Annotated in this window: 13 protein-coding genes; 4 read left to right on the top strand and 9 right to left on the bottom strand. The window is 61.7% G+C overall.

The window, feature by feature from the left end; all coding sequences use genetic code 11:
* Window positions 1-33: 33 nt before the first annotated feature.
* From WAO69_RS11290 to WAO69_RS11310, 5 genes are all read right to left on the bottom strand, one after another.
* Entirely contained in the window at window positions 34-888 is an 855-nt protein-coding gene (locus tag WAO69_RS11290; RefSeq protein WP_422179107.1) for a hydroxymethylglutaryl-CoA lyase, read from the bottom strand.
* A complete protein-coding gene (locus WAO69_RS11295; protein ID WP_422179109.1) occupies window positions 888-1,553 on the bottom strand; it encodes a glutathione S-transferase family protein in 666 nt (221 codons plus the stop codon). Before WAO69_RS11295 ends, WAO69_RS11290 begins: the two co-directional genes overlap by 1 nt.
* The gene (locus tag WAO69_RS11300; RefSeq protein ID WP_422179111.1) at window positions 1,550-2,209 is read right to left on the bottom strand and encodes a glutathione S-transferase family protein; all 660 of its coding nucleotides are present in this window, start codon (window positions 2,207-2,209) and stop codon (window positions 1,550-1,552) included. The genes WAO69_RS11295 and WAO69_RS11300 overlap by 4 nt, the downstream gene beginning before the upstream one ends.
* On the bottom strand, window positions 2,206-4,146 hold the full coding sequence (locus WAO69_RS11305) for a biotin carboxylase N-terminal domain-containing protein (protein ID WP_422179113.1): 1,941 nt from the start codon (window positions 4,144-4,146) through the stop codon (window positions 2,206-2,208). Before WAO69_RS11305 ends, WAO69_RS11300 begins: the two co-directional genes overlap by 4 nt.
* A 115-nt stretch (window positions 4,147-4,261) precedes the next feature.
* A complete protein-coding gene (locus WAO69_RS11310; protein WP_422179115.1) occupies window positions 4,262-5,866 on the bottom strand; it encodes a carboxyl transferase domain-containing protein in 1,605 nt (534 codons plus the stop codon).
* Between the two features lie 128 nt (window positions 5,867-5,994).
* Between WAO69_RS11310 and WAO69_RS11315 the strand changes: the two genes are divergently transcribed.
* Entirely contained in the window at window positions 5,995-6,600 is a 606-nt protein-coding gene (locus WAO69_RS11315; RefSeq protein ID WP_422179117.1) for an OmpW/AlkL family protein, read from the top strand.
* Between the two features lie 37 nt (window positions 6,601-6,637).
* On the opposite strand, the gene WAO69_RS11320 is transcribed toward WAO69_RS11315, so the two are convergent.
* The 3 genes from WAO69_RS11320 to WAO69_RS11330 all read right to left on the bottom strand — a co-directional run bounded on the left by WAO69_RS11320 (window position 6,638) and on the right by WAO69_RS11330 (window position 9,865).
* A complete protein-coding gene (locus WAO69_RS11320) occupies window positions 6,638-7,801 on the bottom strand; it encodes an isovaleryl-CoA dehydrogenase (protein ID WP_422179119.1) in 1,164 nt (387 codons plus the stop codon).
* 146 nt (window positions 7,802-7,947) lie between these two features.
* The gene (locus tag WAO69_RS11325) at window positions 7,948-9,141 is read right to left on the bottom strand and encodes a DegT/DnrJ/EryC1/StrS family aminotransferase (RefSeq protein ID WP_422179122.1); all 1,194 of its coding nucleotides are present in this window, start codon (window positions 9,139-9,141) and stop codon (window positions 7,948-7,950) included.
* A 52-nt stretch (window positions 9,142-9,193) separates the two neighbouring features.
* Window positions 9,194-9,865 carry an HAD-IA family hydrolase gene (locus WAO69_RS11330; protein WP_422179124.1) on the bottom strand — a complete coding sequence of 224 codons (672 nt, stop codon included), beginning with the start codon at window positions 9,863-9,865 and terminating at the stop codon, window positions 9,194-9,196.
* Window positions 9,866-9,995: 130 nt separating this feature from the next.
* Here WAO69_RS11330 and glmU point away from each other — a divergent pair, with 130 nt between their 5' ends.
* The gene (glmU, locus tag WAO69_RS11335; RefSeq protein ID WP_422179126.1) at window positions 9,996-11,351 is read left to right on the top strand and encodes a bifunctional UDP-N-acetylglucosamine diphosphorylase/glucosamine-1-phosphate N-acetyltransferase GlmU; all 1,356 of its coding nucleotides are present in this window, start codon (window positions 9,996-9,998) and stop codon (window positions 11,349-11,351) included.
* Entirely contained in the window at window positions 11,351-13,171 is a 1,821-nt protein-coding gene (glmS, locus tag WAO69_RS11340; protein WP_422179128.1) for a glutamine--fructose-6-phosphate transaminase (isomerizing), read from the top strand. The genes glmU and glmS overlap by 1 nt, the downstream gene beginning before the upstream one ends.
* Before the next feature lie 62 nt (window positions 13,172-13,233).
* On the opposite strand, the gene WAO69_RS11345 is transcribed toward glmS, so the two are convergent.
* On the bottom strand, window positions 13,234-13,953 hold the full coding sequence (locus WAO69_RS11345; RefSeq protein ID WP_422179130.1) for an FkbM family methyltransferase: 720 nt from the start codon (window positions 13,951-13,953) through the stop codon (window positions 13,234-13,236).
* Between the two features lie 65 nt (window positions 13,954-14,018).
* Here WAO69_RS11345 and WAO69_RS11350 point away from each other — a divergent pair, with 65 nt between their 5' ends.
* Window positions 14,019-14,693, top strand: a complete 675-nt coding sequence (locus tag WAO69_RS11350; protein ID WP_422179132.1) for a DNA alkylation repair protein — start codon at window positions 14,019-14,021, stop codon at window positions 14,691-14,693.
* The last annotated feature ends 7 nt before the right edge of the window (window positions 14,694-14,700 follow it).

Consider the following 14,700-nt stretch of genomic DNA (forward strand, 5'->3'; position numbering starts at 1 on the left):
ACCTTTTGGCAAAAACCAATCGCGCCCCAAAGCTCAGGCCGGGCGCATCGCCCGTGCCATATCGGCCGCGGTATCAATCACCGCACGATCCAGCCCGGTTTCATAGCCCAGTGCCTGAAGATGCGCCGCAACGGCTTCGGTTGCGACATTCCCGGCGGCACCCGGCGCATAGGGGCATCCGCCCAACCCGCCAACGGCCGCATCAAACACCCGCACCCCCAAGTCCAGCGATGCCTCGATATTGGCCAGCGCCCGCCCGGCAGTGTCATGGTAATGCCCCGCGAGAGCTTCTGGCGGGACGTGATCGAGAACCGCCCTGAGCATTGCCGAAATACGCTCGGGCGTGCCCTGCCCGATCGTGTCTCCGAGGCTGATCTCATAGCAGCCCATGGCATAGAGCTGTGCTGCGACCGCCGCCACGCGCGCAGGCGGCGTAGGCCCGTCATAGGGGCAATCGCTGACGCAGGAAACATAGCCGCGTACCGGCAGGCCGATCTCCTGTGCGGCGCTGACCACCGGGGCAAAACGCTCGAAGCTTTCGGCGATCGTGGCGTTGATATTGGCGCGCGAAAACCCTTCGCTGGCCGAACCGAACACGGCGATCTCATCGGCCCTTGCCGCCACCGCGTCCTCAAAGCCGCGCATGTTGGGCGTCAAAGCGGCATAGCGCACGCCGGGTCTGCGCGTGATCCCGGCCAGAACCTCGCCGCTTCCGGCCATTTGCGGAACCCATTTGGGGCTGACGAAACTGGCGCATTCGATCCGGCGAAACCCGGCCTGGCTGAGACAATCGACCAGTGCGATCTTGTCGGCCACCGCAATGGGGCGCGCTTCATTCTGCAGCCCGTCGCGCGGGCCGACCTCGAATATCTCGACGCTCTGGGTCATCAGACCTCCCAAGGGGGGTAAAAGTCCTGAGTGAAGATCCCGGTGCCGGGAAGCGGCAGGCTTGCCTGAAAGGCCGGCCGTTGGGAAATCCGCGCATACCAGTCGCGAACTGCGGGAAACTCATCCAGTTTCGCGAAGAACCGCGCCATGTAGACAGCCTGCCCGACGCTGATATCGGCCGCCGAAAACCCGCCCGTCAGCAGGTAATCGCGGTTCTCGATCGGCGGGCTCAGCCGGTCTTCCAGCGCCTGATAGCATTTCTTGATCCGCGCGGCCTCGAGCTTCATCACGATGGGGCTGCGCATATGATCTTCGCGCAGCGCCACATGCTGCTGGGTGAGCGCCGCACAGTGCTGGCTGAGGGTTTCGGCAAAATGCACCCAGACAAGCCAGGCCATGCGTTCGGGGTTGGAGGGGCTGCGCCCCAGACCATCGGGGCTGAAGCGCTCGCAGAGATATTCGGTGATCGCGCCGCTTTCGAACATCCGCTCGCCTTCGATCTCAAGTGCGGGCACTCGCCCGGCAGGTGAGAGCACCAGATATTCCGGGGCGCGCAGAGATTTGTCGAAGGCATGAGGGACGACTTCGAAGGGCTCATCCAGTTCATGCAGTAGCCACAACACCCGCATCGAGCGTGTTTGAGGGCTGTGATGCAAACGGATCATGGTGTGTTCTCCTTGCGCGTCAGGACGGCCGGGCGCGTCTGGGCGAATGACTCCCGCCCGCAGACAGCGTCGAACCAATGCGTTAGCGCCGGACGCCTGCCCAGCAGGGTTTGTCCGTCCGGCACGGCGCAAAAACAGTCGATCATCGGGGCCAGCATGCAATCGGCGCGCGTGATGTCACGCCCGTTGAGCACCAGGCCGCCTTCCGCGATCTCTTCGAGCGCATCCAGAACCGGGACCGATGCCGCCAGACCGGCGGTGATTTGCGCCTCGTCCCTACCTTCGCCCATGGCGGGTCGATAAAGCGCATGGGAAAACACCTGCCGCACCAGCGGCCAATAGCCATAGGCATCCACGATGCTGATCACCTGCAGCACCCGCGCCCGCGCCTTGGCCCCCTGGGGAAACAACTCGGGCCCATCAAAGGCATCATCCAGATAGCCCAGGATGGCCGTGGTCTCATAAAGGCGAAAGGCATAGTGCTGCAAAACCGGCACCCGCCCGAAAGGATGGATGCCCATGAGGGCCGCGCGCCCCTCGTCTGTGAAGGGGTTCAGCTCATGATACTCATGGGCCAGCCCCTTTTCAATGAGGGCCAGGCGCACTGCGCGTGTATAGACGCTGTCGCTGAAGCCGGTGATCGCCAGACCGATCACCCGACACTCTCCTCTGCCAGGCGTACCAGAGCGGCACCGGCTTCGACCTGATCGCCTTCGCTGACCAGCACCTCGGCCACGACCCCATCGCGTGCGGCCAGAAGCGCGTGCTCCATCTTCATGGCCTCGAGCAGGGCCAGCCTGTCGCCCTGTGCCACGTGTTGGCCGGGCGTTGCAAAGAGGCCTTTGACCAGACCCGGCATCGGCGCTTCGATCAGGTTCCCGTCCCCCACCCGGCTGGCGGCGCGATCCAGTGCATCCACGATCCCGAAGGCCAGACCATAGTGTGCAAAGACAAAGACCTGGGCACCCACGCGGACGGCCTCGGGAGCCGGAGCCCCGTTCAGCCGCCAGCCCGACGCCCCAAGCCGGGCCTCGACCCTGCGCCCCTCCAGAGTCAGGTCGATCGCCGTGGCCGAGAGCACCTGCACCTCGACCGCGATCTCCTGATCGCCATAGGTCAGGGGCACCGATCGTTTCAGCGGCACCCAGAGGGTAAATCCGGCATCCTGAGGCGGCGCGATCAGATCGGCGGCAAGGATGGCGGCCAGCGCGATATCGCCATCCGAGGGCACCGGCGCATGCACAAGATCGTCGATGTTGCGTTCGATCAGACCGGTGTCGACGTCTCCGGCGGCGAATCCGTCATGCGATGCAAGGGCGCCCAGAAAGGCCAGATTGGTGACTGTGCCGCCCACCTGACAGCCGCGCAGAGCCTGGGCCAACCGTGTCAGGGCCACCGCGCGGGTCGGTCCGTGGGTGATGATCTTGGCGATCATCGGATCATACCAGGGGCTGATCGTGTCGCCGGGACGCACGCCACTGTCGGCGCGCGCGCCAGTCGGGAAAGCCAGATGCGCAAGCGTGCCGGTTGCGGGCAGGAAGCCCTTGGGCACATCCTCGGCGTAAAGCCGCGCCTCGAAGGCGTGACCATTGATTGTCAGGTCTTCCTGTCGCGCGGGCAATGGCTCGCCCGAGGCAACGCGCAATTGCCAGTCCACGAGGTCAATGCCGGTGATCGCCTCGGTCACGGGGTGTTCCACTTGCAGGCGGGTGTTCATTTCCATGAACCAGAACCCGTCAGGGCGCAGACCATCCGAACCATCGACGATGAACTCGACCGTTCCGGCACCGCTGTATCCGATTGCTTCGGCTGCGCGCACGGCGGCGTTGCCCATGGCGGTGCGCATCCGGGAGGTCATGCCCGGTGCGGGGGCTTCTTCTATGACCTTCTGGTGGCGCCGCTGAAGCGAGCAATCGCGCTCGAACAGATGCACGGCGCGCGTGCCGTCGCCAAAGACCTGCACTTCGATGTGGCGAGGCTTGTCGACGAATTTCTCGATCAGCACCGCATCATTGCCAAAGGCGGTGCGCGCTTCGGCCTTGGCGCTTTCGAGCGCATTGATGAAGGCCTCGGGCCTGTCGACCTTGCGCATGCCCTTGCCACCGCCCCCGGCGACAGCCTTGATCAGAACCGGATAGCCGATCTCGGCTGCGGCCAGTTCCAGATGTCCGGGCTCCTGATCGGCCCCGTGATAGCCGGGCACGACCGGCACACCGGCCTCCTCCATCAGGGCCTTGGCGGCATCCTTGAGGCCCATGGCGCGGATCGCTTCGGCACTTGGCCCGATAAAGACCAGCCCCGCCGCCACCACTGCATCGACGAAATCCGGGTTCTCGCTGAGAAAGCCATATCCGGGGTGGATCGCCTGGGCACCAGTCTCCAGCGCTGCCGCGATGATCCGGTCGCCGCGCAGATAGCTTTCGGCCGGCGCAGCGCCGCCGATGTGCACCGCCGCATCGGCCATGGCCACATGTTTTGCGCCTGCATCCGCATCGGAATAGACCGCCACACAGCGCACGCCCATGGCCTGCGCGCTTTGCATGACCCTGCAGGCGATCTCGCCCCGGTTGGCAATCAGGATCGTGTGGAACATGTTCGCGCCCCGCTTGTTTGGGTTTCATGGTCGCCCGGAATGCATGCGGGGCCGGCACCGCCTTTGTGCGCCGTGCCTTGGCGCAGGGGCGTCTGACTGAGGGAATGGTGCATGATCACATCCTGAACACGCCAAAGCGTGTCTCTTCTATGGGCGCATTGAGCGCGGCGCTGAGGCTGAGGCTGAGTACATCGCGGGATTTGCGCGGGTCGATGATGCCATCATCCCACAGGCGGGCAGAGGCATAGAGCGGGTGGGACTGTTCCTCGAACATGTCGATGGTGGGGCGTTTGAACGCGGCCTCTTCCTCGGACGACCACGTACCGCCCTGACGTTCGATCGCATCGCGTTTGACCGTGGCAAGCACGCCTGCGGCCTGTTCGCCACCCATGACCGAGATACGCGAATTCGGCCATGTCCACAGGAACCGCGGCTGATAGGCGCGCCCGGCCATGCCGTAATTGCCCGCTCCGAATGAGCCACCAACCAGCATGGTGATCTTGGGCACCGATGTGGTGGCAACGGCTGTGACCATCTTTGCCCCATGCCGCGCGATACCTTCATTTTCGTACTTACGGCCCACCATGAACCCCGTGATATTTTGCAAAAATACCAGAGGAATGCGGCGCTGCGAACAGAGTTCGACAAAATGCGCGCCCTTTTGAGCGGCCTCTGAAAACAGCACGCCGTTATTGGCGATGATCCCGATGGGGCAACCCTTGAGATGGGCAAAGCCGGTGACCAGAGTCTCGCCAAAGCGCGATTTGAACTCGTCAAAGCGTGAGCCATCCACCAGCCGCATGATCACTTCGCGGATGTCGTAGGGCGTGCGCAGATCACCCGGCACCACGCCCAGAATTTCCTCGGGGTCATAGGCGGGCTCTTCCGGGCTTTGCCACTGGACGCCGTGCGGTTTGGCACGGTTCAGCCCTGCCACGGCGCGCCGGGCCAGCGCCAGGGCGTGGGCATCGTCTTCCGCCAGATAATCCGCCACGCCCGAGAGGCGCGTATGCACATCGCCGCCGCCCAGATCCTCGGCACTGACCACTTCGCCTGTGGCCGCCTTGACCAGAGGCGGACCGGCCAGAAAGATCGTGCCCTGCTCCTTGACGATGATCGTGACATCCGACATCGCCGGAACATAGGCCCCACCCGCGGTACAGGAGCCCATGACCACCGCGATCTGAGGGATGCCCTTGGCGCTCATGCGGGCCTGATTATAAAAGATCCGCCCGAAATGGTCGCGGTCGGGGAACACCTCGTCCTGATTGGGCAGGTTGGCGCCGCCTGAATCCACCAGGTAGACGCAGGGCAGATTGCATTCTTCGGCGATCTCCTGGGCGCGCAGGTGTTTCTTGACGGTCATCGGGTAATAGGTGCCGCCCTTCACGGTGGCATCGTTGCAGATGACCATCACCTCCTGGCCATGGACCCGGCCAACTCCGGCAATCACGCCAGCCGCCGGGGCAGCCCCGTCATAGAGACCATGGGCGGCCACCGCCCCCACTTCCAGAAAGGGAGAGCCCGGATCCAGAAGGTTGGCCACGCGCCGACGTGGCAACATCTTGCCCCGGCTTTCATGGCGCGCGCGCGAAGCTTCGCCGCCGCCCAGACGGGCGGCCTGTGCGGCCTGCTGCACGATATCGAGCGCGGCCAGATGCGCGGCGCGATTGGCTGTGAACAGCTCACCTGAAGGAACAACACTCGATTTCAGTTTCATTGCATCAGCCTTGTCTGAGGAAGGTTTGCCGGAATGACGCAGCCCCGCATCGGGTCATCTTGACTTGCATCAACGCGCCTTGGACCAGCCTGCTGGTAAAATGGGACATCACTGTAAGGAATGATCCCATGACCACACAAAAATTTGCACTTGCGGCCGCGACGACTGCGCTCTGCCTTCTGGCGGCCCCCACCTTGGCACAGTCGCAAGGCGACTGGACCATCGGTATCGGTATCGGCAACGTGAACCCCAAATCCAACAACGGCACGCTGGCGGGTGGCGCGGCAACGATCAACGATGACACGCAGCTGACGCTGACAGCCGAGTATTTCTTCTGGGACAATATCGGTATCGAGCTGCTGGCCGCTTCGCCGTTCAAGCATGACGTGAGCATCAACGGAGCCTATGCGGGCACGATCAAGCACCTGCCCCCGACCCTGTCGGTGAACTATCACTTTCCGACCAACGGGATGATCAAGCCATTCGCCGGTATCGGTCTGAATTATACCACCTTCTTTGACGAAACCTCGCCGCTGGGCGTGCTGTCCCTGAAAGATTCGTTTGGCGTGGCTGTTCAACTGGGTGCGGATTTCGCTGTGAGCGATCAAGGAGCGGTGCGGGTGAACGTACGTTGGATGGATATCGACAGTGACGTGTCGCTGAATGGCGCGCCGATTGGAACTGCCGAAATCGATCCGATTGTTCTGGGCATTGCCTACGTACATCGTTTCTGATCCTCGTGTGGCCGGGGCTTGCCCCGGCCATGCGCCTTCAGCCCATTGCTGCCATCATCTCGCGTCCGATCAGCATCCGGCGGATTTCGGATGTGCCGGCTCCGATCTCCATCAGCTTGGCATCGCGAAAGATCCGACCCACGGCATTGTCGCTGAGATACCCGGCACCGCCCATGGCCTGCACCGCCTGATGCGCCTGCGTCATGGCCACTTCGGATGCATAAAGACAGCAAGCCGCCGCATCCTGTCGCGTGACCTCACCGCGATCACAGGCCTTGGCGCATTCATAGACATACGCGCGCGCTGAATTCATGGCCGTGTACATATCGGCCAGCTTGCCCTGCATCAGCTGAAACGAACCGATGGGCTGACCGAACTGCTTGCGCTCGGCCATATAGGGCATGATCTCATCAAGGCAGGCGGCAATGATGCCGGTGCCGATCCCGGCCAGCACGACCCGTTCGTAATCCAGACCAGACATCAACACGGCCACGCCGCGGCCCTCTTCCCCGAGCACGTTCTCAAACGGCACCTGCACATCTTCAAAGATGAGTTCGGCGGTGTTCGAGCCGCGCATGCCGAGCTTGTCGAAATGGGGCGAGGTCGAGAATCCGACCATGTCCTTTTCGATCAGAAAGGCGGTGATTCCTTTCGATCCGCCATCGGGGTCGGTCTTGGCATAAACCACCAGCGTGTCGGCATCCGGCCCGTTGGTGATCCAGTATTTGTTGCCGTTCAGACGGTAGTGATCATTGCGCTTTTCAGCGCGTAGCTTCATCGACACCACATCCGATCCGGCACCGGCCTCGGACATGGCCAGCGCGCCCACATGCGCGCCCGAGACCAGCCCCGGCAGATATTTCTGCTTTTGCGCCTCTGTGCCGTTCAGCTTGATCTGGTTCACGCACAAATTCGAATGGGCACCGTACGACAGCGACACCGAGGCCGAGGCCCGCGCAATTTCCTCAACGGCGATCACATGGGCAAGATATCCCATGCCCGCGCCGCCATAGGCTTCGTCGACCGTGATGCCCAGAAGGCCCAGGTCACCCATCTCGCGCCACAGCTCATTGGGGAAGGCATTCTTGGCGTCGATCTCGGCGGCCATCGGCTTGACGCGCTCTTGCGCCCAGCGGTGCACCATCTCACGCAGGGCATTGACGTCTTCGCCCAGATCAAACTGCAGGGTGGCGTTGAACATGGATTGGCTCTCCGGATATTTATTGAACGCTTGTTCATATAACGGATGTCGGGCCATCAGGTCAAGCAAAGCCCGCCGCCCTGCTGAAGGATCAGCCCGGCCCGCTGTCAGAGTTTCGAAAATTCCCTTGGGATAGCCGCAGGGATCTAGCTGCCCTGAAACACCGCCCCGACTTCGGCACGAATGATCCGCGCGATCAAACGACAATCTTCCAGCGAAAATGTCAGCGGCACGCGCATGTCCAGAATTCCCGCAAGAATGCGATCGGTATCCGGCATAGGCTGAGATGGCGCATAGCGCCAGCTGTCATAGCGCGAGGTGAAGCCCTTGGGTTCGGGCGCACCGAACCATTTCAGTTCGACACCACGCCCGGCGCAGCGGCGGACGACTTCGCCTATGCGATCCCCGCTCCAGTCCAGCAAAAGAAACTGGATCGAGGAGCCCACAAAGCTTTCTTGTTGGGGCCTTTCGATCACGGTGAGGCCGGGCGTGCCGCGAATCCCGTCTTCGAGCGTTTCATACCGTTCGTTCCAACGCGCCACATTCTCGTCCAGACCGCGCAATTGCGGGCGCAGGATCGCCGCGCGCAGGTTGTCCATCCGGCTTGAGATATTGGGCGTGTCGTATTTCACCCGCTCGAACACCTCCGGCGGTGGGGCCGCAAGGTGGCGCTCATAGAGCATGTAGGATCCCGACAGCATGATCGCGCGGGCCGCAAGATCGGGATCATCGGTGACCAGAAAACCGCCCTCGCCCGAATTCACATGTTTGTAGGTCTGGCAGGAATAACAGCCCGCGACCCCATGACGACCCGAGGGCACCCCGTTCCACGCAGCACCCATGGTATGGGCACAATCCTCGATCACCTGAACACCGGCGGCGTCGCAGATGGCCATGAGCCTGTCCATATCGCAGATATGGCCGCGCATATGGCTGAGCAGCAGCACTTTGGCCTGACCGGCCTTTGCCTCAAGATCAGAGAGATCAATGGTCAAATCGCTGGTGACGCCCACGAAGACGGGGCGCGCGCCAACCGCCGCAATCGCACCCGGTACAGGTGCCAGCGTGAAGGCATTGGACAGAACCGGATCACCGGGCTGAACGCCAATAGCGCGCAGAGCGGTTGTCATCGCGGACCCGCCCGAGGCGACCGCCAGGGCGTATTTTGCACCGAGCTGTGCGGCGAACTCCTGTTCGAGCAGGGCCGTTTCGCCCAGTTCGTCGCCAGCCAGGTTATAGCGATGGATACGACCGCTGCGCAGGACAGCCAAAGCCGCCTCGATTCCGTCTTCCGGAATGGGCTCTTGTTGGGTGAAACTGCCGGCAAAAATCTCGGTCATAGGATGGTTTTAAGCGATGCGGGGGCTTGGTCAATGGCCCATCGCGCCGATTTCAGCGCGCAGGTCCGATCAGGCGGGCCACCGTCTCGGGCAAATGCGCAAAATCCGAAAGCAGCGCTTCGGGCGCGAGTTCGGCCATATCCTCACCTGATGGTCCGAAAGTCACCAGCACCGAGGGCACACCTGCCGCGGCGGCGGTTTTTCTATCGGTATCGCTGTCACCGATCAGGCAGGTCAGCGCAGGATCTCCGCCCGCGCGCCGCGCCGCTTCGCGCAGCGGCTCGGGATCGGGCTTGCGCACCGCCAGCGTATCCGCCCCGATCATCGAGGCGAACGCATCGCGAATGCCCATGCGTGTCAAAAGCGTTTCCGCCAGCCCTTCGGGTTTGTTGGTGCAGATGCCCACGCCATAACCCGCAGTTTTCAGCGCCTCGACCGCGTCCATCGCCCCGGGATAAAGCACCGTGTGATGGTCAATGGCTTCGCCGTAAGCCTCGAGCAGGACCGGATAATACCGCGCGATGACATCGGCATCGAATTGCCCCACCCGCTCCAATCCGCGTGTGAGCATCATGCGGCCACCACGCAGGGCTATGCCTGCGTCCCGACCAGGTTCGAGCACATCGCCCAGCCCCATCTGCCGAAAACAGACATTGGCTGCGGCGATCAAATCGCCACTGGTGTCGGCCAGAGTTCCGTCCAGATCAAAGATCACGGTCCGCATGATTGCCCTCCCATCGGCGTCTTTCCGCGCGCAACTGTTGCAATCCGCAACCCGAATTGATGCCAGCCCCTGTTGCACAACGGCGTCAGCGAGATAAAACGGGCGCAGCGAAAAGACAAAGAGAAAAGCAATGAGCACAGCGCTAGTCATCCTGGCCGCAGGCAAAGGCACACGGATGAATTCGGATCTGCCCAAGGTTCTGCATCCCATCGGACAGGCACCGATGCTGGCGCATGCGTTGCGCGCGGGTCAGTCGCTTGAGCCCGAGCGCACGGTTGTTGTGGCCGGACATGAGGCGGAGTTGGTGCAGAACGCCCTAAGCGATCTGAGCCAAGACGCTCAGGTGGTCCTGCAAGTCGAACAACTGGGCACGGCCCATGCTGTGGCGCGGGCTCAGGATGCCCTGAACGGGTTTTCCGGCAATGTGATCATCCTTTATGGCGACACGCCGTTCATCCAGCCCGAAACACTTGAGGCGATGATCGCCGCGCGCGCCTCGCATGATGTTGTGGTCCTTGGCTTTGAGGCCGCGGATCCCGCGCGCTATGGGCGCCTTGTGATGGAGGGTGGCGATCTGGCGCGCATCGTCGAGTTCAAGGACGCATCGCCTGAAGAGCGCGATATAAACCTTTGCAATAGCGGCCTTATCTGTTGCGATGCCAGGGTTCTTTTCGAGCTTGTTGATACTGTCGATAACAAGAATGCCTCGGGCGAATACTATCTCACGGATATTGTCGGGATCGCGCGGGACAAAGGCCTGTCGGCAACGGTCGTGACCTGCGATGAAAGCGAAACGCTTGGGATCAACTCGCGCGTCGAGCTTGCCCGGGCCGAGGTGATTTTCCAGTCACGTGCCCGGGCGGCGCTGATTGAAGATGGCGTTATGCTGATGGCCCCCGACACCGTGCACCTGGCACTGGACACGGTGATCGGTCGCGATGCGGTGGTCGAACCGAACGTGGTGTTCGGACCCGGCGTTACCGTCGAATCCGGAGCCACCATCCGCGCCTTTTCCCATCTGGAAGGCTGCCATGTCAGCCGCGGTGCGGTTGTCGGGCCATATGCCCGCCTGCGTCCAGGCACAGAACTGGCCGAAGACACGCGGATTGGCAATTTCGTTGAAATCAAGAACGCAACCCTTGCCGAAGGGTCCAAGGTCAATCACCTCAGCTATATCGGTGATGCCCGGATCGGAGCCTTCAGCAACATCGGTGCTGGGACCATCACCTGCAACTATGACGGCGTGATGAAGCACCAAACCGAAATCGGAGCGCGGGTGTTCATTGGCTCGGACACGATGTTGATCGCACCCGTACGCATTGGTGATGACGCCATGACAGGCTCGGGCAGCGTCATCACACAGGACGTCGAAGCCGGTGCCCTGGCATTGAGCCGCCCGGCACAGGTGAACAAACCGGGTGCTGCAATCAAGCTGAATGACATTCTTAAACACAGGAAGAAACAACGCGATAAGGGTCAAAGCTGATGTGTGGTATCGTTGGAGTTCTGGGCAACCACGAGGCAGCCCCTATCCTGGTAGAGGCGCTCAAACGCCTTGAGTATCGCGGCTATGACAGTGCCGGGATTGCAACCGTGAATGATGGACACCTTGAGCGTCGCCGCGCTCTGGGCAAGCTGGTCAATCTGTCTGATCTTCTTGTGCATGAACCGCTGGCAGGCAAGTCCGGCATCGGCCACACTCGCTGGGCCACCCATGGTGCCCCTTCGGTGACAAACGCCCATCCACATCGTGCAGGGCCGGTGGCGGTTGTTCACAACGGGATCATCGAGAACTATCGCGACATTCGCGCCAAACTGGCTGAGCACGGCATCGGTTTCCAGACCGAAACCGATACCGAGACCGTCGCACTTCTTGCACATTACTATATGGATCAGGGTGCCAATGCGGTCGAGGCCGCATTTCAGACGCTGGACCGGCTGGAAGGTGCCTTTGCGCTGGCATTCCTTTTTGACGGCGAGGACGATCTGATCGTTGCGGCCCGCAAAGGATCTCCGCTGGCCATCGGTCATGGAGATGGCGAGATGTTTGTCGGCTCGGATGCCATCGCGCTGGCGCCTCTGACGGACCGGATCACCTATCTGGAAGAAGGCGACCGCGCGGTTGTCACACGAGCCGGCATGCAGATCCGCGACAGCAGGGGCGATCTGGCCAATCGGCCCATCAAGGTCGTCTCGATCGATAACACCCGCGTCGACAAGGCGGGGCACAAACACTTCATGGCAAAGGAAATCGCCGAGCAACCCAAGGTGATCGGCGAAGCGATCCAAAGCTACCTGGGCAGCGATGGCAACATCGACTTCCCCGGGGAAGCCATTGATTTCAATACCATTGACCGGATCGTCATGGTCGCCTGCGGCACAGCCTACTATGCCTGCCTAGTTGCGAAATACTGGTTCGAGCAAATCGCCCGTATTCCCGTCGAAGTCGATATCGCGTCCGAGTTCCGGTATCGCGAGCCGCCCATATCAAAAGGCACGCTGGCCATGTTCGTCAGCCAATCGGGCGAGACCGCGGATACGCTGGCAGCCCTGCGGTATTGCGTGGACAAGGCCGATAGAATTGTCTCGGTCGTCAATGTACCAGAAAGCTCCATCGCCCGGGAAAGCGACCTTGCCCTGCCGATCCATGCCGGTGTCGAAGTCGGCGTGGCGTCGACCAAGGCCTTCACCTGCCAGATCACCGTTCTGTTGATGTTGGCCCTGAAAGCCGCCGAGCAGCGCACAGAGGTCAGCGCCGATGAGCGCGCCGATACCGTCAGTGCGCTGCGCGCAATTCCGTCGATCATCAGCCAGGCGCTGGATCAGAATGAGGCGATCCGCAAGGCAGCCATTCGTTTGTCCGAATCTCGGGATGTGCTGTTTCTGGGCCGCGGGCTGATGTACCCCCTGGCTCTTGAAGGTGCGCTTAAACTGAAAGAAATCAGCTATATACACGCCGAAGCTTATTCATCAGGTGAACTCAAGCATGGCCCCATCGCATTGATCGACAAACATATGCCGGTCGTTGTCATGGCCCCGCGCGACGCCTTGTTCGACAAGACCGTGTCGAACATGCAGGAGGTCATGGCACGCAAGGGCAAGGTTATCCTTATATCGGACGATGCCGGTATCGCAGAAGCCGGTCAGGATGTCTGGACGTCCATCCGCATGCCCACGGTGCCGCCGCTTTTGACGCCGCTGCTCTATGCCATTCCCGCGCAGCTTCTGGCCTATCATACTGCGGTGGCCAAAGGCACGGATGTGGACCAGCCCCGCAACCTCGCCAAATCCGTGACTGTGGAATAGCGCTTCGGGCGGGTGATCGCTCAGACAGACTGCCGGAGCAGAAACCGACAAACGGTCCCGGCCTAGCTTCGCCGATACAGCACATCGCCGTGGCGCGGAACCTGCGGATAGCGATGTGAGACCAGGCGATAGCCATGCGCCCTGAAATGCGCGTCGATCTGATCGAAGGTGGCACCGCCGTCATACATCGGCACGCGGCTGACCTCGCATTTGCACAGCTCGAACGCCTCAAGACCGTCGCCCAGCCCCTTGAGCACCTCGAACTCGTGGCCCTGCACATCCAGCACCAACAAGGGGCGGACGGCCTGTGTCGGGTCAATCTTGTGGCGCGCAAGGATCTCGGGCAGGGATCGCGTGGTCATTTCCAGCACTTCGCCAGTCTCGCCGGCCTCGGGAAAGCGTGCTTTCAATGTGTCTGTTGCGCGGTGGACCGACGAAGACGCCCCGTCCCCTTTGAAGCGATGGAACGACAGCGCGTCCCCATCGCTGGCCGACACCAGAGCGTTCTCGGCCATATGGCGCGCGGGGCCATCATGGGCGGTAAGCACAGTGGTGAGTTTTGCGTATGTGTCGGGATCGGCCTCGATCCAGAGCACTGATTTTGCGCCATATCCCTCATAGAGGGTGGCATCTTCGGCCCAATGCGCGCCCACATGTACCACCAGATCGACAGGGGCCAGGCGATCCATCATCAGTTCGTATTTCGAGGCGCGGAAATATTTCCGCCAGCTTTGCGGCACCATCCGCTTGACGCCGCGCTCGAGCCCTTTGAGAACATGCATATGGTTGCCCCTTTGCCGTTTGGTGGTGGATAGCAGGGCAAACCGGGCCAAGAAAGGGCTTTGCGATGCACGACCGATATCTGGACGACATGCGCGCGCTGGCCGATCCCGAACGCGCCGAACAAATGGCGGCCTATCACAAGGCCAATCGCGTCTATCTTGGCCTGTCCAATCCGCAGATCAACGAACTGACCAAAACCTGGCGCGCTGCACTTTCGCTGGACGATCGCCTTGCGCTTGCCCAAGGGCTCTGGACCACGGACATCTATGAGGCCCGTCTGGCCGCGGCCAAGCTGCTGACGCAAGCGCGCATGCGCCCCGATGACGGGGCCTGGCAGTTGATACAGTCCTGGGTGCCTGATTTCGACAGTTGGGCCATCGCGGATCACGCCTGCATGGCCGGGCAGCGGCGTCTGCTGGCAGATCCGGGCCGTCTGGACGAGGTCGAGCTCTGGACACGGTCCGATCATATGTGGACGCGCCGCGCGGCTTTGGTGATCACCCTGCCCTGGACCAAACAGAATCACCCCAAGCCCGACGACCTGGCACGCCGGGACCGGATCTTGGGCTGGGCCGCGGAACATGTGCCGGATCGGGACTGGTTCATTCAGAAAGCCATCGCATGGTGGCTGCGTGAATTATCCAAGCATGATGCCCAGCGCACAGCTGAGTTTCTGCGCAATCACGGTGACCAGATGAAGCCCTTTGCCCGCAAGGAAGCGGGGCGATACCTTGGGTGAGGCTTCC

It is taken from the genome of Aestuariivita sp. (assembly GCF_049276915.1).
GTDB lineage: Bacteria > Pseudomonadota > Alphaproteobacteria > Rhodobacterales > Rhodobacteraceae > Aestuariivita.